This is a genomic window from Ureibacillus sp. FSL K6-0165, assembly GCF_038004285.1.
GTDB lineage: Bacteria > Bacillota > Bacilli > Bacillales_A > Planococcaceae > Ureibacillus > Ureibacillus thermosphaericus.
The window spans coordinates 1-22,505 of sequence record NZ_JBBOQS010000002.1 but is presented as its reverse complement, the minus strand read 5'-3'; the positions used below and the strand labels follow the sequence as shown (position 1 = coordinate 22,505).

Genomic DNA, 22,505 nt, shown 5'->3' with positions numbered 1-22,505 from the left:
ATTTCAGCAGCCTTTACAACTATTAAAATAAATTTTTTAAATTGACCAATTATAATTCAATATCTACATATTTTAAATAAATGTAACCTAAGTTATCCGGCTTCATGTTTTTCACATGATCCTTTGCAACATATAGATTTGTGTAGTAATAAATTGGAGCTACTGGCATTTCATCAATAATAAGTGCTTCTGCTTGTTTAAGCATTGCAAGACGTTTTTCTTCATCCGTTTCTTGATTCGCTTCTCTTAATAGTTTCGTATACTCTGGGTTTTCCCAACCTGTATCGTTGTTGCCGTTTTCTGCAGAATCATATGGCTCTAAGAATGTGTATGCATCGTTAAAGTCTGCAATCCAACCAAGACGTCCAACTTGGTAATCTAAATTTGAAAGTTTGTCTAAGAAAACTTGCCATTCTGAATTATCAATTGTTGAGTTAATTCCTAAGTTTTTGCGCCAGTTTTCTTGAATGAATTGTGCGATTGCAGAATGCGCTTCACTTGTATTAATTGAAATTTTAATATTAATTTCGCTTGGATCTTTAATTCCTAGCTCTTTCATACCTTCCTCTAGAGCTTTTTTCGCTTCTTCAACATCATTATCTTTGAAGTAGCCGCGATCTTCTTCAAATCCTTTAATTGCTATTGGTACCATACCTAGTGCCGGTTTTTGTTCACCTTTTGTTACATTGTCGATTAATGATTGACGATCAATTGCAAGAGCTAAAGCTTTACGAATATTTTGGTTTTTCAGAAGTTCATCTGTTGTATTGAATTTGTACAAGTAAATGGCTGCATAGTCTTCGATATTTAAAATTCCCTCTGCTTTATATTGATCGATTGCATCCAACGCTACTGTTTGGTAAGGAGAACCTATGAAATCAATTTCACCATTATCAAACATTGTAGCTGCTGTTTGTTCAGATTCAACCATTGTTATATTTACTTGATCAAGTGCGACATGTTCAGCATCCCAGTAATCTGGATTTTTCTTTAATGTAATGTCTTTGTCGTGGTTCCATGAATCTAATAAGAATGGACCGTTTGTTACATAATCTTCTCCAGCTTCTGTGTACCATTTCGGATTTTTCTCCGCTACATTTTTATTTACTGGGTAATATGTTTTAAATGCAACTAATTCCAAGAAATAAGGTATCGGTTGTTCCAATGTTACAACTAAAGTTTTGTCGTCTTCCGCTTTCACACCAACATCTTCAGCTGTTGCTTCACCTTTATGGTAAGCTTCTGCGTTTTTGATTGGGTAAAGGATTGAAGCATATTCGGAAACGTTTTCAGGATTTAATACCCATTTCCAAGCGAATTCAAAATCATGTGCCGTTACAGGATCTCCGTTTGACCATTTATTATCACGTAATTTGAATGTATAAGTCAGTTGGTCATCGCTGACTGTAATCTCTTCTGCTGCTCCATTCACAACTTCTCCATATTTGTGAGTTGTTAACCCTTCAAATACATTAATGAGTATTGCACTAGAAGTGTTATCAGTTGCAAGTCCTGGATGTAATGAAGGCGGCTCAGAAGGAATCACTAAATTAATTTCTTTTTTCCCTGAAGAATCGCTTCCTTCCTCTTTGTTGTCACTTCCGCTACATGCACCTAGCACAAAACTAAGTGTTAATAGCGCTACTAAGAATAGCCAATACTTCTTTTTCATATTTTCCCCCCACTCATTTTTTCAATATTTCAGAAAAAAGTAATCATCTACATTTTTCTGAAATTTTGAATTTTCGATATCATGATAACAAATTTTTTTTTTAAAATAAATAACTTTTTTTATTTTAATACTTAATTTAATATTATACTGATTTTAAATCGTTTTAATTGTACGAATATTCTTTTTTAGAAAAAAATTAAGTTTCTACTATAACTATAAAAATATTACATCATACAAAATGTTACTCTATTTCATTTTAATAACAATCTTAGCTTAATATGCTTATTTCTAAAAAATTCCTTGGAACATAGCTCTAGCTAATAAAAAAGTCAACCATGATTTTTCTTGTCATGATTGACTATTTTTTACGGAAAAGGTTGTTCTCAGTTATAAGTTTTTGGATTCCAAATGCTATTTTGGATTTCACACAATTTTCAGTCCGAGGGAAATCGAAAGTAAAAAGAAATCGGCCACGCATGAATAACCACAAATTAAAAATACACTACGAGAGGAAAAACCGGTTGAAAATGTAAAAGGAGAGTTGTGTTAAACAACTCCCCTTTAAATTAGAGGTTGAAAATTCTTTTATCTCAACCTCTTCTTATCTATTCAATATAACTCTATACAAATTGACGATTATTTACTAAACATCTTCACTAAATTAATGAGCGGTCGGTAGTTTTTGCCCGCAAGACCTATTACTTCTACAAACAATTCAATGGCAACTAAAATAACAGTGATAAGAAGAATTGCTCCCCAAAGTTTTGCCATAGAGAATATGATAGATGCAATTCCAAACATTACTGCAATTCCATAGATAATCAATACCGTTTGTCGATGAGAGAATCCCATTTTCATTAAACAATGGTGCAAGTGAGATTTATCTGGATCCGACCATTTTTGCTTATTGCGTACGCGACGCACGATTGCAAAGAATGTATCTGAAATCGGCACACCTAACAAAATAACTGGGATAATGAATGATACTAACGTTAAGTTTTTAAAACCTAACAATGAAAGCACAGCAATCATAAATCCTAAAAACAGTGCACCCGTATCGCCCATAAAAATTTTTGCCGGATGAAAGTTAAAGAATAAAAATCCAATCGTACTACATGCTAATATTGCAGCAACGGCAAGTACAAATCCATTGCCCATAATATAGGCCATCGTTGCAAGAGTAATTAATGCAATCGTTGACACGCCTGCTGCTAGTCCATCTAAACCGTCAATTAAATTTACCGCATTCGTAATTCCAACAATCCACAATAGTGTTAACGGAATACTCAATAATCCAAAATTTAAAATACCGTTATCAAAAGGCAAGTTAATGAAGTCAATTTGCACACCGCCCATAAAAATAACAATGGAAGCGGCAACAATTTGCCCTAACATTTTTGCCTTTGCACTTATTTGATATTTATCGTCTAAAATACCAGTAATAACAATTACCAAAGCACCTAATACAATCGATAAAGGCATTAATGAACTTTCATATCGAGGACTTTCCGGTCTTAGTATCGCTAGTCCTATTAAAAAGGATAAAAATATAGCTAAACCACCTAGACGTGGCATTATTTTTTGATGCACTTTCCGATAATTCGGTGCGTCCACAGCACCTATGCGAAACGCTAATCGTCTAACAATCGGAGTCAGTATTATGGACGCGACTAGCGCCACTGCTAAAGACACGTAAACCATGTCTATCCTCCTTAGAAAAAGAATTCCATTTATTATTAAACCTAAGATATTATAGCATGAATAAATAAGAAAACCTAGTCTTTCCTTTAAAATGTAATTAAATATCCAATAAAAATGAATCATCAATCAAATTACTATAAAAAGACAATACTGGAAATACTAATGATTACAAAATCTTCATACTTATTTTCCCCGTGATTGAAGTAGTCATACATTCAAAAGTTTGATAGAATAACAAAGGTGTCTATATTTATTTAGACCACAAAAGGAGCGTAAAAAAATGTTCTCAATTTTCAAAAATAAGGAAAGAACAAGTAAACGAGAATTAAAACATTACTATAAGATAGTAGAAAAAATTAATCAACTCGAAGCTACATACTCATCGATGTCTGATGATGAGCTTAAAAATATGACTGTAAAATTTAAAGAGCGCCTTGCAAAGGGTGAAGATTTAACAAATATCATACCTGATGCCTTTGCTGTCGTTCGAGAAGCATCAAAACGCGTCCTCAACATGCGACATTTTGACGTTCAATTAATTGGTGGTCTCGTTCTAACAGAAGGAAATATAGCTGAAATGCCTACTGGTGAAGGGAAAACTTTAGTTGCTTCTCTTCCTTCTTATGTGAGAGCCCTCGAAGGAAAAGGGGTTCACGTTATCACTGTCAATGATTACTTGGCAAAACGGGACTTCGAATTAATTGGTCAAATTCACAAATTCCTTGGCTTAAAAGTTGGTTTGAACTTGCCAATGATGGATTTAGAGCAAAAGAAAAAAGCTTACAATGCAGACATTACATACGGTGTCGGTACGGAATTTGGCTTTGACTATTTACGTGACAACATGGCTCGTAATGTGGAAGATAAAGTGCAGCGGCCATACCATTTTGCCATCATTGATGAGGTAGACTCTGTTCTAATTGATGAAGCAAAAACTCCACTTATCATTGCTGGGAAAACTCCTTCTCAAGAAGAACTGCACCGTATTGCTGCCATGCTTGCAAAAACCTTCAAAAAAGATGAAGATTATGAATTCGATGAAGAAACAAAAGCTACTTCTCTTACAGATCAAGGAATTGACAAAGTTGAAGAAGCTTTCGGCGTAGATAATTTATATGATTTAGATCATCAAGTATTGTACCACTACGTCATTCAAGCGGTACGTGCCCACGTGATGTTCGAACGCGACGTGGACTACATTGTGAAAGATGATAAAATTGAGCTAGTCGACATGTTTACTGGCCGAATCCTTGAAGGACGTTCTTTATCAGACGGTTTACACCAAGCCATTGAAGCAAAAGAAGGCGTCACGATTACTGCCGAAAATAAAGCACAAGCTCAAATTACCGTCCAAAACTACTTCCGTATGTACCCTAAACTTGCCGGAATGACTGGAACTGCAAAAACGCAAGAAAAAGAATTCATTGAAGTATACAACATGCGAGTTGTTCAAATTCCAACAAACCGTCCAGTCATTCGTATTGATCAACCAGACATCGTTTTCGAAACGCGGGATGCAAAATACGAATACGTAGCACAAGAAGCAAAACGACGCCAAGAAAAAGGACAACCAATACTAATCGGAACCACTTCTATTCTACAATCAGAAGAAGTGGCAAAATATCTAGATAAATATGGACTAGAATACCAACTACTCAATGCGAAAACAGTTGAACAAGAAGTGGAATTAATCTCTCAAGCAGGACAAAAAGGGCGAATTACGGTCGCAACAAACATGGCGGGTCGCGGTACTGACATTAAACTCGGAGAAGGTGTTCCAGAGCTTGGCGGTCTTTATGTAATCGGAACAGAAAAGCATGAAAGCCGTCGTATTGATAATCAGCTTCGCGGGCGCTCCGGTCGACAAGGAGATCCTGGTGAAACCCGCTTCATCGTCTCATTGGAAGACGATATGTTCCGACGTTTCGCTAAAGAAGACGTTGAAAAATTCAAGAAAAAAATGGTCGTTGATGAGAAAAAGCAAATTCAAAACAAAGATGTACAAGAATTAATTGACCGTACACAGCGGATTGTTGAAGGCGCTCACTTTGCATTGCGTGAATACAACTTAAAATTAGACGACGTCATCAATGATCAACGAAAAATATTGTATACTTTAAGAGATAAAGTTCTACACGAAGAAGACATTATCGAAATCATTCAAAAAATGCTCTTTGATGCAATCGACTTTGCTGTTCGTGATAATGCTGATGAAGAAATTGGCCAAGAAGAATGGAATTTTGATGCAATAGAAAATACATTAAACTCCTTCTACTTAGAGAAAGTCACATTAGACCGTACAGTAGTAAAAGTCAATCACATTTTTGACCAAGTAGAACCTGGTTACTTGCAATTAAAAGAATTTATCCAATCCTTCGAGAACGATGAAAGAGTGCTAAGCATTTCACAACAAGTAATGCTCGGCTTCATTGATCGCATGTGGGTAAATCACTTAGCACAAATGACATATTTAAAAGAAGGCATCGGCTTACGCAGCTATCAAGGTGAAGATCCAATGCGAATCTACCAGCGAGAAGGACTCAAGTTATTCGGTAAGAACTTCCAAGAACTTCGCGTCCAAATCGTTTCAGAATTGGTGAAATTTATGAACATTCGCCGAAAAGAGGAGGAAAATGAATAATGGGGCTTTTTGATTTTTTTAAGAAAACCGATAAAGTTGGAACAGACAGTGCAATCGACTCAAGTAATTTAATTGAAGGAATTGAAGAATCATCCGAAAAAAAATTAGTGAAAACAAAACTATCACTTCATCCGGATTGGAAAGTACCGCAAGAACAAAAATACGTGTTCAGCTTTTTAGCAAATCAATTAGTACCGTTACGTCCAAATCAATTGTCTCTTGCTGCCATTGATATCGATGAAGATAAAAAAACAGGAACTTGGTACGTGCGTGCGTTCTTCCGATCATCAATTCCCCACAATATTGAATTAGGGGAAATTGGACTGCTTATATTAGATAAAAACAATAAACGCTTAGCTGGAAAAATATTTGATTTTAAAGAATTGGGTACTCTCCCTCCAGAAAGCTGCCGTCCATGGGTATTCGTTTTTGAAAAGAAATATATCGAAACGGACGAACTTCCTGGCGAAGGTTGGAAAATTGTCTTTAACTTGAACACATTAAAAGAACATACACTGGATTTAGATGAATCTTGGAAAAAGCAGCTTCCAATCGAACAACAAGAGTTGCTTGCAAAAGTTGTAAGTAAACTGCCAGAACTAGGCCATAATGAAGTGAATATTACAGGTTTACAAGCAAATTTACGTGATGATAAGAGCTTATCTGTATCCATCTTCATTCGAAATGGAAATGATCGTGCAATCAATGTTGAACAATTACCGTTAGAAATAATTGACGCGAACGGTAAAAAAATTGCAAAAGGATCATTTACAATAGATCCTCCTTTAACTGTTAAAGCTCGTACAACGAAACCGTGGACATTTGTCTTCCCACCTGAATTAGTGGATGCAGAAGGTGCAGATTTATCTCGCTGGAAAGCTGTCGTACCACAATAAAAAAGTAACGCGTAGAGCAATCATGCTTCTACGCGTTTTTTGTATTGTATTATATCTTACAGCTAATAACATTTTTACACGGGTTAAAATTTAAACTTAATTTTAATAGGATTTGTTTCCGCTCTTTTGCTTTTCTTCAATTTATCTTTTTTCTAAAATTTTATTTTTGAACTTCTAAAGGTTTTTTGTATCTTTTCTTTTGGCGTTTTAATCCATTTCCTTTCTGTATTGATGCACTTTTTCTGAGATTAGTAAAATATTTCTAAATTTAGGAGTAGTTATTTACAGACAATTAAAAAGGGGAACCCACAAAAATAGGTTCCCCTCTGCTTTTTATTTTCCCAAAATAATATATCTATAAAATTTTAATTTCCCTCAGAAATCAACTCCACATCCGCCACACGCTTAGCCCCTACGAAACGGTCATACCAGTAGTATTGATCAAAGAAGTTCGATAAACTTACCCCTTCTCCTGTTTGAGCATGTATCATTTTACCATCACCATAATAAATTGCAACATGGGAGATTCCTAACCCTGATGTATTATAGAACAATAAATCTCCTGGCCGAATTTCACCAATCTTCACTGGCTCCCCAATCTCATACATTTCCTTTGAGGTACGGGGCAATTCTATCCCTAAATCACTAAATACTTTTCTGACAAATCCTGAACAGTCAAAGCCGCTTGTTGACGTTCCTCCATACAAATATCTTATCCCTAAATATTTAATTGCAGTCTCCCGCAATTCCGTTGAAGTAAAGTCTGTTGAATCCTTTTCCGTTGCACCAACTGCTATAGGAGAAAAACAAATGACTACACCAGCCACAGTTGCCAAAAGCAATTTTCGAATATTCTTTTGGAAAATGATAGTACCCTCCATCGTGAAGTAGTCAGAAAATTCAATCATAAAAAGTGTAACATGTGAGGATTTGTAGTAACATTACAGTTCATTTACATTCACATTACATCAAACATTCACGATATCGGCTGTATAAAACTTGTTAACCGAGGCATTAAAGCTTCTTACTGTAATGAATTTGTAAATCTATTTTACGAATATATCAAAAGAGAATCTAAGAAATCCTCTATTATTGCGTAATATTTGTAACTTGTATTTTTCTATAACATTAAAAGGGTATTTTTCTACTTTGATAGAAGAAATACCCTTTTTAAAAACACGATAAAATTGTCAATTAATTCCTTTAAACCGTTTATATGTCACGAAATGTTTCTTCCAATAGTCATAATTAACGTTCGATACTTCTACTCCATTGTCTCCTGCATGGATGAATTTTCCGTCCCCTAAATATATCCCCATATGAGATATGCCTGTTTTGTACGTATTTTTAAAGAAAATCACGTCGCCAGGAACTGGGTTTTTTACTACAGTCGTATCTTGGTTAAAATAGTCTTCACTGCTTTTTCGCTGAATATCCAACCCTGCATTAACAAAAACGTACCGTACAAACCCAGAACAATCAAATCCTTCTGGTGTATTTCCCCCAAATAGATAAGGTACACCTAGTTGAGCATTAGCAATTTCCAACACTTTGTTATATATAGCTTGTCCTTTTTCTGAAGGATCCTTATCAATCATCTGTTCTTTTTCTAACTGTTTTTTAATTACTTCATCAACTAACAATTCATCATGCGGGGGATTCTTCACTTCATTCTCGATATTTTGGTTAGGTAAGTCTCCCTGCTCCTCATGATTTGGAGATTGAGAGGATGAATAAATTGTCAATATTTGTCCAGCATATATCACATCAGCAGAACTTAACTGATTCCAATTCATAATGTCTTCAACAGTCACATTGAATTTTTTGGAAATTTTTGTTAAAGTATCACCTTTAACCACTTTATATGTAATTTGAGAAGCAAGTTGTCGATCTGGAATATTTAATTTTGTCATTCTAGCTTTAGATAAAGTTTCTTTTCTCGTCTTAGAACGGTCGATATTCGAAAAATTATTAGGTAAAACGTTGTTTTTTATGTTAAAATGTTCAAGTGTTTTTTCGCCGCTGCTTTTACCACTCTCAGTAGATGCATAAGCACTTTGGGCGAAAATACAACTTGCCAACAAACCCGCACTTATTAATACAATCGACTTTTTTCGCCGGTACACCCTATCTCCCTCCTTATAAAAAGATTAACTATATCATACTTAATATTTCGGATAAAAACTAATAATTTTTTAGAAATAATTAAACATTAAGTAAGGAATTCTTAAAATATCCAAAAATATTATTTGTCTTTTTCGACGATAGATGATATAATTCGACATTGTTACCGTTCTAATTATTTATTATTTTTAGAAATTTTCCGCTATTCGAAAATAAAGGAGAAAATGCAACTATGAAAAACTTAGGAGATCTTGTAAAAAACAATTTAGCTGTGGGATTTATGTTATTTGCTCTATTTTTAGGAGCTGGTAATATTATCTTTCCGCCACTATTAGGGCAACAGGCAGGAGAAAACATCGTACCTGCAATGATTGGTTTCCTTATAACTGGAGTGGGGTTACCACTTCTAGGTATCGTAGCTGTTGCAAAGAATGGCGGGGATTTGCAAGAAGTAGCTAGTCGTATTCACCCTTGGTTTGGTGTAATTTTTACATCAGTGGTTTATTTATCAATCGGACCGCTTTTTGCCATTCCTCGTACAGGAGCAGTTACATATGAAATCGGTATTGCTCCGTACTTATCTGATGCACAAGCTGATAGCTGGGTACCATTATTTATAAGTTCATTTATTTATTTTGCTATTAGTTTATATTTAGCATTAAACCCAACAAAATTAGTTGACCGTATTGGTAAAATATTAACACCAGCATTGTTGATTGTCATTCTGTTGCTTGCACTAAAAAGTGTGATTACTCCATTGGGTGCTCTTCAAGAAGCAAATGGAGATTATATTACAAAAGCCTTTTCAAAAGGATTTGTTGAAGGTTACTTAACAATGGACGTGCTCGCTTCCCTTGTATTCGGAATCGTTGTCGTGCAATCCATTCAAGCAAAAGGAATCATAGATCGTACTAAACAAGTAACCATTACAATTTTTGCAGGAATTATAGCAGCCATTGGATTAGCATTTGTTTACGTTTCTTTATCATGGATTGGAGCATCAAGTCCATCAGCCATAGGCTATTTTAATGAAGGTGGTAGCGTTATCTCTGCTGCATCCAAAGCATTGTACGGTAGTGGAGGAAGCATCATTTTATCATTAGTCATCATTCTTGCTTGTATCACTACTTCTGTGGGATTAATTACAGCGAATGCCACATATTTCGCTAAAATCTTCCCAAAAGCATCTTATAAATTATTAGTTGTGATTTTTACAGTATTTTCATTCTTCATTTCCAACTTTGGATTAGCGAAATTAATCTCGATTACTTTACCAGTTTTATTATTTATTTACCCTATTGCAATCGTACTCATGTTTATGGTGATGTTCGATAAAGCTTGGAACCGAGCACCAATCGTTTACAGTCTTGCTCTAATTGCCACTGCTTTTGTAAGCTTATACGATGGAATTCAAGGGGCAGGATTTGAAATTAATTGGTATGCAAATATTGTAAGTTCATTACCATTACACAGTCAAAGTCTCGGATGGTTACTTCCTGCAATAGTTGGATTAGTGATTGGTTGGGGGATTCATTTAATTACTAAATCTGCAAAACATGCTAAATAATTAAACTGTCTGAAAATTCATATTTAGATAAATCCTTTGCGGTGAGACTACCGCAGAAGCAAAAATTTAGTAAAAATCAAGATATTGAAAGAATAAGGGTGTTTAGAAAGTTTTAGGCTTTCTAGACACCCAATTTATTGTTACAAAAATATTTCAAAAACAACGAACTTTTCGTTTTAATTACACTTCAATGTACATATGGTGTATTAAAGAAGACAAACTATTCTATTCTTTCATATACATATAAAATCCTCAATTTCTGTCTTTTCTCCACTAAAGATTTACATAATCTACGATGTTAAATTATTTATATTTCGTTTCTCTTGGGAAGGGCATCTCAATCTATTTCCTCATTATCCTTCTCACTCACCAAGAAACAACCAGACTCTATCAAAATTTTACAAACGTATTAAAATTCAATTCTATTACGAAAAGTCAATTGCTATAATGGATATATCTAGAAAGAAGGGGTGTGCTATATGAAAAAATGGTTTCCAATAATCTCTATGATTTTTCTATTTCTTGCAATGCCATTCAATGTACAAGCTGCAACAACATTGCAAGAAATAAAAGAGATTGTCAAAAGTGAATATGTGGGCGAAATAAATGGAAATATCGATCAAGCGAATACCATCAATGAAATAATGGAAATGCTTGATCCATACTCCAACTATTATACCCCTGAACAATATGAAAGCTTTATCAAAAGCGTTGATATGAAGCAAATCGGTATTGGGGTTGTGATTCAAAAACATGAAAACGGATTGTTAATTACGGACGTATTAGAAAATGGAAGTGCTTACGAACAAGGGTTAGTAGTTGGAGACATCATTACAAAAGTCAATTCAATATCCCTTAAAGGAAAATCAGTTGAGGAAGGCCAGTCATTACTTTTAGGAAAAGAAAATACAACGGTAAAGCTTGAAATTTTAAAAGAAAATGGTACAACCGTTGTAAAGCAATTGACACGTAAAGCTTTCTCAATACCAAATACCACGAGTCAAATTCTATACGGAAATATTGGCTACATACAGCTTCAATCATTTTCTGAAGATGCTGCTGACCTTGTCAAAAAGGAATATGAAAAATTAACCCAAAAAGGTGCAACTTCCTTTATTCTCGATTTGCAAAATAATGGCGGCGGTTATGTAGAATCTGCCGAAGAATTAATCGCTTTATTTAAAAACGCAATGTTTGCATACAAAGTCAAATATCAGGAAGGCAATACACAATATTATTTATATTACGATCGAGATCATTATAAATATCTATTAGAGCCAGACGGTACTCTGTTGGTAAACTTACCTTATTTTGTGCAACCAATTTTTGATAGTAATACGAAAGTACTTGTCAATCGTTATAGTGCAAGCGCTTCTGAAATGACAGTCGCTGCTTTATCGGATTATGACGCTGCTGTTGTTTATGGTGAAAAAACTTATGGAAAAGGCACGATGCAAGGGTTTTATCAATTATCAGATGGCAGTTATTTAAAATTAACAATAGGAGAATTTTTCGGCCCAAAAGGAACAGTCATTCGCGATCAGGGAATAATGCCACATATTAACACAAATTCAAATCCTATTTATCAAGCACACTTCGATGCAATTGCAGAAAATCTAGTAAACTATAAAGAGTTGAAAGCATTATTAGATGTTCCGACGACGAAAACATTTAATATCACATTAAATCGTCCATTAGGTGCTATAAATGAAAAGGATGTTGAATTAGTTGAATTAGGTGGGAATAAAGTAGATGTTAATATATTAACGGATGGGAATCAATTAATTGTGACACCGAAAAAACCGTTGAATGAAGGTGGAGAATATATGCTTCTCATTCATCCAACATTAAAAGACAATCAAAATCATCAACTGAAAAAAGGTGCTTACTTGCACATAACAGTAAAAAAAGAATTTTAAAAGGAACATCTAAAATGAGTCATATTTATTGGAGCGGAAAATAAATAATGGCTCATTTTTTATGTTTATTTAAGGAACCAAAAAAAATAATCCTTAAAAAGTTAAACTTTTTTAAGGATTCCAATTGATGAAGCAATCTAGTATTGGCAGAACTTTTCTATTAAGGTCCATCATGTAATTTATCTTTATCTACATATTAATTCTTTACCAAAATAAATATTAATGAGTTCGGAAGCTAATTGCTCCGGCTCTTTTTCTTTTGTAAACAACATCGTTAGTGTAAGCCGCTCAATAGCACCAACAATACTGTTTATAAAAATACGAATATCATGATCCGAAAATTCTACTCGTTCTTTTAATTTTTCCTCAAGAATTTGTGAAAAGATGTTTTTTAATTCCTCCGACTCTTCTGTTTGGTAGAAACCGATTTTTGTCAGGTGTGGATTACTGGCGAAGAATTTAAAAAGAGCTGTAAAGTTTGTTTGTAATTTTTCGATGAAATTATCTTCATTCCCCACATTGATACGATTTACATTTTCTAAAAATTCATTTCTAAATTGTAATATCAAATCATTATATAGTGATTCTTTATTTTCAAAATAAAGATAGAATGTAGGTTGTGTTAAATTAGCAGCCTTTACGATATCGCTAATTTTAGTTTCATGATACCCAAATTGTGAAAATAATTCTATCGCCTTTTCTTGAAGTAATTTTTTACTTTTTTCTCCACTAGAGTTGACTTTTCGACCCCTCGGCAACTGGACTACCCCCATTCCAAAAACGGTGTGTTGAGTGTTGTGTAAGAATGAAATCGGCTCTTACGGAATTATATTCTTTTAAGAAAAAAGTCGTTTGTTGACAATATTTCCACTACGTAAAAAGTGTTTTAGTAATATAACGTTTCGAACTTTTCGTAAGAGGCATTTCATTTTATTATTAAATCAAGTTCATTATAAAATGGAAATACTTTAAATTGAAGATATTTATCATAATAATACAATTTTCAATCATAAAAGTAGATAAAATCAAACTATGTTTAAAAAATAATGCAAAAATAATCTAGTATTATTATCACAATACATTAGGTATTATGTATTAAATGTATTTTAATATTTTATACCTATATTAATAATAAAACATTAAATTTCTTATTCTTCCATTTAATTACTTACTAATAATATCTTAATATAACTTAAATTTCGACAATTAATGTTAGCAAATTTCATTTATCCTACAATAGCAAATAGTAGGCTACCGTATTAATATGTCACCATTAATAAAAAAGTGGAATTTACTATAACCCATCGGGAATTGTTGGATCTTAAACAATCCCGATAAAGTTAGTAAATTCCACTTCTTATTCATTATCCAATTAATTCACTGAGCATTATAACCTGTGATTTAACTTTAAGATTGAATCTAATTAATTTAATTACTTATTGCTAAAATACTTCTTTTTGATTCCGTTAATATAGTCCTCAACTTCTTTTATTCTAAACAGCATGAATAGACCAATCGTACTTACACTGAAAATAACCAATCCTGTAATAAATGTAACCCACTTATAATCAAAAACGAGATATTTGCTCGATAAATACGTGATACAACCGATTAAAATAAGCGGTATGGATAGTTTGAAGAAATCCTTTAGTTTTCCATTACCTAGCTTCAATCCATATCTAAAGTGTGCATAGATAATTAGCAACACTGTATTGACAACTGAACTGATTAACGTACCCCAAGCGATAGAATTAACTCCTGTTGAATCGGCAAGTAAATACATCACCGCAATATTCACGATGAATACATTGACGATGCTGAAAATAACCGGAGCGATCGAGTCTCCTTTTGCATAATAGAAACGAGTAATATACGTATTCGCAGCTAAGAAGAACATAGATAACACGAAAATTTGCATTACTGGTGTCGTTAATTTAGTTCCTTCTTTAGTAAAATTTCCGTACTCAAAAATCACTTGAATAATATTTTCCGCGTAGAAATATGCAAATATGGATACAGGAATCATCAACAATACTAAATAACGTAACCCTCTGCTATATAAACTTTTAATGGATTCATGATCATCTTCTGCTTCTTTGCGGCTTAATATTGGGTAGATTACCGTCGTCACCGCTGTAATTAAAATCGTTTGTGGAAACTGTGTTAAACGGGAAGCATAGTTTACAACGGAAATCGCACTTTCTCCAAACCCTAAAAGCTGAGCAAAGAAACGTTGCAACATGGCATAAATCTGAATTGTTCCACCACCAATCATGATGGGTACAACCATTATCCATAAGTCTTTTGTCGTCGCATCTCGTTTAAATGAGATTCCGATTGGATGTGAAGAATCCAGCTTGCGATAACCTACAATTAAGAAGTAAATCATAATGATGGAACTGGCAAAAGCACTTATACCGTAAGCGATTGGACCAATCACAAAAGATAATGCGACTGCAATAACTAGAAACGCCACATTATATATTAAAATCGAAAAACTGGATAAATGAAATTTATTATGAACATTTAGTAAACCGCTATAATACGATGCGAGAATTAAGAAAATTGATGAAGGCATCATCCAGTAAAATAAATGCTTCGTTAATTCAATTGCATCAGGTGCAATGTCTTCATTATTCTCAAATAACATTTTAATAATTGGGTCGGTAAATAGGAGTAATACCGCTGTCATGACGATTCCAGAGGTTAACACAATCGTGAAGGACTGTTTCACAAATTCCGATTGGTTCGTCGTTTTCCTATTATATAGAGAAATCACAGCTGTCGTAAAAGCACCGCCGACTACTAAATATAAAAAGTTCGGCACCATATAAGCGGTAAAAATACTGTCCGCTGCATAGGAAAATCCGTACTGGTACCCAACGGCCATTTCCCGGAAAAACCCGAAGATGCGGGCTGCTATATTAATGATAGCTACCGCTCCAACGATTTTTAAAAATTTATTCATAGGCTAGAACCTCCGTTCACCGCAGATTCATATAGCCTAATGACACGTTTCGTAATTTCATCAGCATCATGAATATGCAAAATCTCATCACATGCCTCTTGATTGGTATACTGTTCTTTTGGTGTCGTTAGAGCATTGAACATTTCATCAGCCAGCGCTTTCGGATTTTTTGGCTCTACTAAATGCCCAGCACCATCTTTTAATAAATAAGTTAAACCTCCAACATCCGATGCAATGACAGGCGTTCCGCTAGCTATTGCTTCTAAAGCCACTAAACCGAAGCCTTCTAAATGCGAAGGTAATACAAACACATCGCTCGCTTGATACCATTTCACAAGCTCGTTTTGTTTCATTGGTCCATACATTAGCACGTCATCATCCATTAATGGCGATAGACTATTCACAAAACTTCTATCTCGTTGAGAACCAATGATCACAAGCTTTACTTTTCGATTCGCCTCTTTTTTCACTTGCTGGAAAGCAATTAACAGCTCTTCTACACCTTTTTGCTTAATGACATTCCCAACAAATAAATAGATAAAGGCATCATCATCTAGATTTAATTCTTTTCTTACTATTTCTTTATTTCCAGGTTTGAATTGTTGCCTATTCACACCCATACTGCAAACTAGAATTCGATCACGAGGAATCCCATAATCCTTTTCAATTTGATCTGCTAACACTGGACCAACGGCAATTACATAGCTGCTTTCTTGTAAAATCTTTTCTGTCCAATTGCGAATGCTGGCACTTTTCTTCGCCATCCGTTCAATATCGCCACCATGGGCAGTCACCACATACGGAATATTGAACATTTTCTTCATCATGAATGAAAAAACACCGGATGGAAAAACGTAATGAGCATGCGTAATGGAAATTTCCTTTTTATATTTTAAAGCTTTCGAAAGAACCTCTTTTGCCCACTTACTATATTTCAATATGGTATTTTTCTTACCTGTCTTTGGATTATCATTTGCTGCGACAATTACATCAATATTCGAATTTCGCAGTGCTTCCACTTGATTTTTTACGAAAATACCAAACGAGAGATGTTCTTTTGAAGGATACATATTGCTAATTACAAATACTTTTTTCATTTGTCCTTCACTGCCTTCATCATCAATTCTTTGCCTTTACTCGCCTCTTCATATGCCTTTGCAGCAATTTTTTTCGTTTCACTCACAACTTCTTTCCAATTTTCTCGAATATCGCTAAAGGAACGGGATATAATCATTTCATCCTTTTGAATATCTTCAATCGTAAGACATCTTTTTTCGTTTCCTGTTAATCTCATAAAATTGGTTACTTTTGGATGATAAGAAATCGCAATCACTGGAGTTGCAGAACATGTTGCAATAATTAAGGAGTGCAAACGTGTACCGATGACTGCATCGTATTTACTCACCACATCAATTAATTTCATCGGTTTTAAATTCTCATCAATAATTTTTGTCTTCGATTGATGCTTCATTTTCTTTTGAATATCCTTCGTCACATAGACATCTTGAGGATATTTCGTAGCGAAAAAGGTAATATTGACATGTTCCTTTTCGATTAAATGATCTAAATTTTTAGCCATTCCAGTAGTGTAACTTTCATATTTGTCGACGTCACCAAATGGCCAATAGTTCGCGTTATACATTGGAACACAAGATACGGCGACTTCCTTTGGCTCGTTAGAATAGCTATCTTTTGGACTGTATAAAGTAAAGGCAGGATCACCAATCACTTTAATTTCTTTTTTGACACCTATTTTTTCTAATAGGTCTTTTGATTCTGGATCTCTCACTGAAATATTGAAGGCATGTTTACACATTAATCGAATCATTAGGCGACCGGTAATGGTATCGAGAGGACCAGCACCACAGCCGTAAACGATATATGGGACTTTCGCATGCTTTGCCATCAGTGCATATGTGCTATATAGGTGAGCTTCACGGCGATAAAAATCCATTAAAATCCCGCCGCCACCAATAATGAGTAAATCAAATTGAGAAACATATTTTTTATTCGATTGATATGTAGTATAAAAAGTTTTATATAAATTTTTGCGTTTATAATATAATGGATAGCTTTGAACTCCATATTGTTCACTCGTTTGTTGAGTGTTATTGCTAAAAACGGTGATATCTTCACGGGAGATATTAAATGCTTGCTCAAGCTGCATAATGATGCTGAGCAAAATCGATTCATCCCCGTTGTTATCATTACCGTAATTACCTACGATTCCGATTTTCATGAACCTACATCCTTTATAACTTAATAATGAACAATTATATCATATAAAAACTCTCCTCCACATCAAAGTAGGGGAGAGTTTTTTTATGATGAACCTAGATTTCCCATTCTATGATTTTTCTATTCAAAGGGATATGCCCCTTTATAGATAAGGTTGGCTATTCAACGTTAAATGACAAAGTACAGAGCTACCATTCTACTAACTTCAATTAACGATGAATAGCACGATATACGAATAGAACAAAATGTTGACGATTGATATTTTCATTTGGTTTAAATGTTCCATCTTCGTATCCCGTTGTGACTTTGCTATAAGCTAATGCATCGATATAAGGATATGCCCAATGATTTGTTGGAACATCTTTAAATTTTGTTGATTTACTTTCTGAACCATGCAATTCAAAGGCAATCGCTAAAATTTTCGCCATTTGTGCACGCGTCAGCTTACCTTTAGGATCAAAAGTGCCATCGTTTTTACCGCTCACTAATCCGTAGTTTGCTGCCGCTGCAATTTCTTTGTAATAAGGATAATTCGTTGGAACGTCTTTGAAGTTCGGATTTTGAACATTTGTCGTATCTAATTTCAGAACTCTCGTTAAAATGACAGCTGCATGCTCCCGGGAAATATTTTCTGTCGGTCTAAATGTGCCATCACTGTACCCTGTGACGATATTGTTTTTTACGCTATAACTAATCTCATTGAAATATGGGTGATTTGTAGGGACATCTTTAAAGATTACTTTCTCTTTTACTTTTACAGGAATTGAAACAGTCTTTGAACCTAACGTTGCAATAATTTTACCGCTACCTGCAGTCGTTGCTTTAAATTGTCCTGTAGAAGTAATGGTTCCGATATTTCCTTCTACCGACCATTTCACTTGATTTGCATTATAAATTAAATTTTTACCTTCCGTATCTTTTGCTTCAACTGTATAATTCTGCGTTGCTCCAACGACTACTTCTTGTGCTCCTTTAATTGTCATTTGACTTGGTGCATCAACAATTGTCACTGGGAAAGATTGAACGACTTTTCCATTATACATAATGTAAATACGATCTTGTCCTGCTTTTGTTGTTGTAAATGTCGTACCACTAATCGTTAAAGTTCCATTTTGTGATGCTAGACTAATAGAATCAGGAGTAATTGGCAGCGGATTATAGTACTCGTCCAGTACATATTGTACGCTGACAGTGGAACTTGTTCCTTCCAACATCGTACCGACATTTGTACGAGTAAATTTCATTATTTTCGCCTCTCCAAGCGGTGCAGTGCTAATTGCTTCTAAAATCGCATGTACTGCACGTTGGGACCCACCTGATGGTTTATTCACGACAACTACATCATTGCTTCCATATTTACGCATTGCCATTGTTGTTGAACCGCCACCATCAAGGTTAATGGCCGTATCTACTCCTAAAGAAACTAGATAATCTGCAAGTTCTTTCATATTCATCCCTTTACTGTGGGACTGTCTTCCATCTACAGTAATGAAATGAACGGTTTTCTTATCTTTACTCACTGCTACAACTGTTCTAGGCGCTACTTCTCTTGCTCGGCTAGAAGCAGTGCTCATCATAATATACGGTTTACCATCGCGCACTAAAAAAGGCCCTGTTGCAACAATAAATTGTGCATCTTGCCATTTTGAGTCGATGGAAAAGTTCACATCAATCTGTTGACCAATTTGTAAACTAGACAACGTTTTACTTAAAGGTGAGCCGCCTTGGACAGATAGAATGAAACCATTTTTCGGAATAGGATGTTTTGATTCCCCATAAGGAGCGATTTCTTTCACTACCCCAGAAATCGTATCTCCGAAATATATTTCTCCGATTGGTGTATCTCCTTCAACAATAATGTCGAATCCATATTGATTATTATCTGTATAGCCTTTGTAATAGTTCGGTGTATAAACGATGACCTCATTGCCATTCCGAACACGGTCCATGCCAGTCAGTTGATACGATTGGCCATTTGTCGTCATCGTAATTTGAAAATCAAAATAATCGATAATGCCTTGTCCGTTTTTATCGATACCGAAAGCTGTTGGAACGTTCAAATATTGATCCGCACCTTCAGAGATCGCCCCACCGTTAATAATGCGATTATTTTTTGCAATTAAAAACAATGGAACCCCATCGCTCATATTGAAAAATGCAGCATTAATAGCTCCTACTACTCTATTACCATCTTTAGAGTCTCGATTTGCTATTGCCGTTACCGTTTCTCGCTTATTGTAAGCACTAGGTAAGCCAATATCTACTTTCGTAAATGGATCATTTAAATTAATTGATAGATGATTGATTACATTTGTTTTTGAAGTTTTATATGTATATTGACTATACACCACTCCAGAAGACACTGGATATTGCTCATTGACTGATTGATTCGCTTGAGCAGGTGCCACAGTCCCAAACAAAAGCACAAAAGCAAATAATATTGAAATAATTTTCTTCATTTGATTTTGCTCAAAAAGAGCCCTCACCTTCCTTCCCCCCATACTTTCATTTCTTTTCCATTAAATCATATTAAACTATAAATATAAAAGGAAAAACACTAGAAATATAAAATAATACTTTTTTCACTATTATTATTATAAAATTCATATAATTGACCATTTATCCTATTAATAACTTAATAGAAATTTGTTAGTATGGGAGGTAGAGAAAGGAGAAGGTACTACATGAAAAAATTTCTATTAATGGCTTTCAGTATTTTGCTAGTTTTTTCGCTCTGTTCAACTGGCAAAGTACAAGCTGCAGACGATGTAACAGGCAACTATCATGAACGGGGATTACGCTATTTAATTATGAAAGGGGCTTTAACGCCTGATGCGAATGGCAATTACAATCCAAATGCTACTGTAACACGCGGCCAATTCGCAGCGTTTATCTCCAGAGTGATCGGCTTACCAAAAGCTGAAGAGAATATTGATTTTAAGGACGTACCAACAAATAGTCCCTATTATCAAGATATTCAAAACGCCGCAGCATCAGGGATTATTACCGGATATGAAGACGGCACATTCAAACCGAATGATCCGATTACTCGCCAACATATGGCTGTCATGATTGAGCGAGCAATGAAGCATTTAAAGATTCCTACGAGCACGGCGAAAGATTTGCAATTTAAAGATAAACATCAAATTTATAAAGAATATTATTCTGCGGTTGCAACAGGTGCAGAAAAGGGAATTATTCAAGGTTCCACAATGCCTGATGGCGTGTATTTTTATCCATTAAAAAATACGCCGGTATCACAAGCTGCAACGTTCATCATTCGGATGATGGAGGTAGCTGGTAATCAAGAAGCGATAAACTTTGGGCCATATGAATTAAAAGATATTCAAGGTGGACAACTCGTTTCTACAAAAATAACTTCTTTTGATTACGACGCTGTATTAAAAAGCGTTTCAAAAGACACTCATGTTATTACAAAAAATAACAACATCGTATACATGAAACCAGGTTCTGGTTTCGTCGTTGCAAAATCTTACACGGTTTTAGACTCTGAAACGGTAAAAGATAAGATCAGCGTAGCTTCAGAAACAGAAATGCAATATCTTCAATCTGAAGGCAACCGTGTGAAAGTGAATTTAGCAGGACAAGTTGGATATGTGGATGCAAACACTGTATCATTAATTCCTTTCTCCTTATCAAAAGGTCGCCACTATTACTTAAACGTTGGCGGAGAAATGAAACACGTCCTAGTAGATCACAAAACAGGAAACGATAAAGCAAGCTATATTTATGGAAAAGCACCAAGCCAAATGAAACCTGGGGTAAAATACTACAGCTGGGACGGCATTAATTTCTACAATGGTGGGGAAAAGTTTACATATTACAATTATTACCAATTCCTACCTGTTCACTCAAAAACACAGTATTCAACTGAAGAAATCGACAAGTACATTCAATACGCATTAGCAGAGCGAGAAAAAGCTGGCGGCCGTTATGTTGATGCTTCTAAGAAAAGTAAATTGATAGGATTAGGTAAACAGTTGAAAGCCATTGAAGAAGACTACGGGATTAATGCGATGATGATACTTGCCCTTGCAATGCACGAAAGCGACATGGGGATGAGTGATTACGCGCAGCAATACAACAACTTATTCGGTTTGTATGTGTATGACACTGATCCATTAAAGGTGAAATTCGATTCTCCTGAAGCAAGCATTCGTGAACTGATGGAAAAATTCTGGTGGAAAAACTACATTCCTGCAAATGCACCATTCGCTCACGGTCCTGTATTCGGAACAAAACGAATCGGATTTAATGTGAAATACGCATCCGATCCTTATTGGGGTGCAAAAGCAGCTGGCCACTACTACCGTGCAGATAAATATTTAGGGTTTAAAGATGCAAATAACGCATATACAATCGGATTAACGAATATTGAAGGATTAAATGTTCGTTCTGTAGCGACAACTTATAACAACACGCCAATTTATCAATACAGCCGGACAAATATTCCAGTCATTATTACAAGCACAAACCTTGCAGCAAACGGTTGGTATGAAATCATTCCAGACAGCCGTGACCATAAAGTCGCATACGTAAGCTCACAATACATTATCATTTTGGATACTGTTAAATAGAAGTAAGGATTGCTTCGAAATTAAAAAAGTGAAATCGACATAAACGAGTCGATTTCACTTTTTTTATCTTATAGACACTTTGCGTTTACATTCGGGCGAAATACAAACTTGATAGAGAATCTTGATTTTTTGGCTTTGGCTATTATTTTATCTAGATTGACTATTATCTCAGGTGAGTTGA

General features: G+C 34.8%; 14 protein-coding genes. 5 read left to right on the top strand and 9 right to left on the bottom strand.

The features are described from left to right. Positions 1 to 49: 49 nt before the first annotated feature. Both NST00_RS13780 and NST00_RS13775 read right to left on the bottom strand, forming a co-directional pair. Positions 50 to 1,672, bottom strand: a complete 1,623-nt coding sequence (locus NST00_RS13780; protein WP_340710216.1) for a peptide ABC transporter substrate-binding protein — start codon at positions 1,670 to 1,672, stop codon at positions 50 to 52. Between the two features lie 636 nt (positions 1,673 to 2,308). Then, on the bottom strand, positions 2,309 to 3,373 hold the full coding sequence (locus tag NST00_RS13775) for a glycosyltransferase family 4 protein (protein ID WP_016837967.1): 1,065 nt from the start codon (positions 3,371 to 3,373) through the stop codon (positions 2,309 to 2,311). A gap of 280 nt (positions 3,374 to 3,653) precedes the next feature. Here NST00_RS13775 and secA2 point away from each other — a divergent pair, with 280 nt between their 5' ends. Both secA2 and NST00_RS13765 read left to right on the top strand, forming a co-directional pair. Beyond that, positions 3,654 to 6,014, top strand: coding sequence for an accessory Sec system translocase SecA2 (secA2, locus tag NST00_RS13770; RefSeq protein WP_340710215.1), 2,361 nt, complete (start codon positions 3,654 to 3,656; stop codon positions 6,012 to 6,014). Next, positions 6,014 to 6,910, top strand: coding sequence for an accessory Sec system S-layer assembly protein (locus NST00_RS13765; RefSeq protein WP_340710214.1), 897 nt, complete (start codon positions 6,014 to 6,016; stop codon positions 6,908 to 6,910). Before secA2 ends, NST00_RS13765 begins: the two co-directional genes overlap by 1 nt. Positions 6,911 to 7,275: 365 nt before the next feature. Here NST00_RS13765 and NST00_RS13760 read toward each other — a convergent pair whose 3' ends face one another. Then, positions 7,276 to 7,818: a C40 family peptidase gene (locus NST00_RS13760; RefSeq protein WP_340710213.1), complete on the bottom strand. Its 543-nt coding sequence runs from the start codon at positions 7,816 to 7,818 to the stop codon at positions 7,276 to 7,278. Positions 7,819 to 8,100: 282 nt separating this feature from the next. Further along, a complete protein-coding gene (locus NST00_RS13755; RefSeq protein WP_016837963.1) occupies positions 8,101 to 9,036 on the bottom strand; it encodes a C40 family peptidase in 936 nt (311 codons plus the stop codon). Between the two features lie 230 nt (positions 9,037 to 9,266). Here NST00_RS13755 and brnQ point away from each other — a divergent pair, with 230 nt between their 5' ends. Then, complete coding sequence (brnQ, locus tag NST00_RS13750; protein WP_340710212.1) at positions 9,267 to 10,601, top strand: branched-chain amino acid transport system II carrier protein; 1,335 nt, start codon at positions 9,267 to 9,269, stop codon at positions 10,599 to 10,601. A 479-nt stretch (positions 10,602 to 11,080) separates the two neighbouring features. Further along, positions 11,081 to 12,520, top strand: coding sequence for a S41 family peptidase (locus NST00_RS13745; RefSeq protein WP_168412341.1), 1,440 nt, complete (start codon positions 11,081 to 11,083; stop codon positions 12,518 to 12,520). 185 nt (positions 12,521 to 12,705) lie between these two features. On the opposite strand, the gene NST00_RS13740 is transcribed toward NST00_RS13745, so the two are convergent. The 5 genes from NST00_RS13740 to NST00_RS13720 form a co-directional block, all read right to left on the bottom strand. Next, on the bottom strand, positions 12,706 to 13,278 hold the full coding sequence (locus NST00_RS13740; protein ID WP_340710211.1) for a TetR/AcrR family transcriptional regulator: 573 nt from the start codon (positions 13,276 to 13,278) through the stop codon (positions 12,706 to 12,708). 674 nt (positions 13,279 to 13,952) lie between these two features. Next, entirely contained in the window at positions 13,953 to 15,488 is a 1,536-nt protein-coding gene (murJ, locus tag NST00_RS13735; RefSeq protein WP_016837959.1) for a murein biosynthesis integral membrane protein MurJ, read from the bottom strand. Beyond that, complete coding sequence (locus NST00_RS13730; protein ID WP_168412342.1) at positions 15,485 to 16,585, bottom strand: glycosyltransferase; 1,101 nt, start codon at positions 16,583 to 16,585, stop codon at positions 15,485 to 15,487. The genes murJ and NST00_RS13730 overlap by 4 nt, the downstream gene beginning before the upstream one ends. After that, on the bottom strand, positions 16,582 to 17,727 hold the full coding sequence (locus NST00_RS13725; protein WP_016837957.1) for a polysaccharide pyruvyl transferase family protein: 1,146 nt from the start codon (positions 17,725 to 17,727) through the stop codon (positions 16,582 to 16,584). Before NST00_RS13725 ends, NST00_RS13730 begins: the two co-directional genes overlap by 4 nt. Before the next feature lie 208 nt (positions 17,728 to 17,935). Further along, positions 17,936 to 20,212, bottom strand: a complete 2,277-nt coding sequence (locus NST00_RS13720) for an S-layer homology domain-containing protein (RefSeq protein WP_340710210.1) — start codon at positions 20,210 to 20,212, stop codon at positions 17,936 to 17,938. 198 nt (positions 20,213 to 20,410) lie between these two features. Between NST00_RS13720 and NST00_RS13715 the strand changes: the two genes are divergently transcribed. Beyond that, positions 20,411 to 22,324, top strand: a complete 1,914-nt coding sequence (locus NST00_RS13715; protein WP_340710209.1) for an S-layer homology domain-containing protein — start codon at positions 20,411 to 20,413, stop codon at positions 22,322 to 22,324. The last annotated feature ends 181 nt before the right edge of the window (positions 22,325 to 22,505 follow it).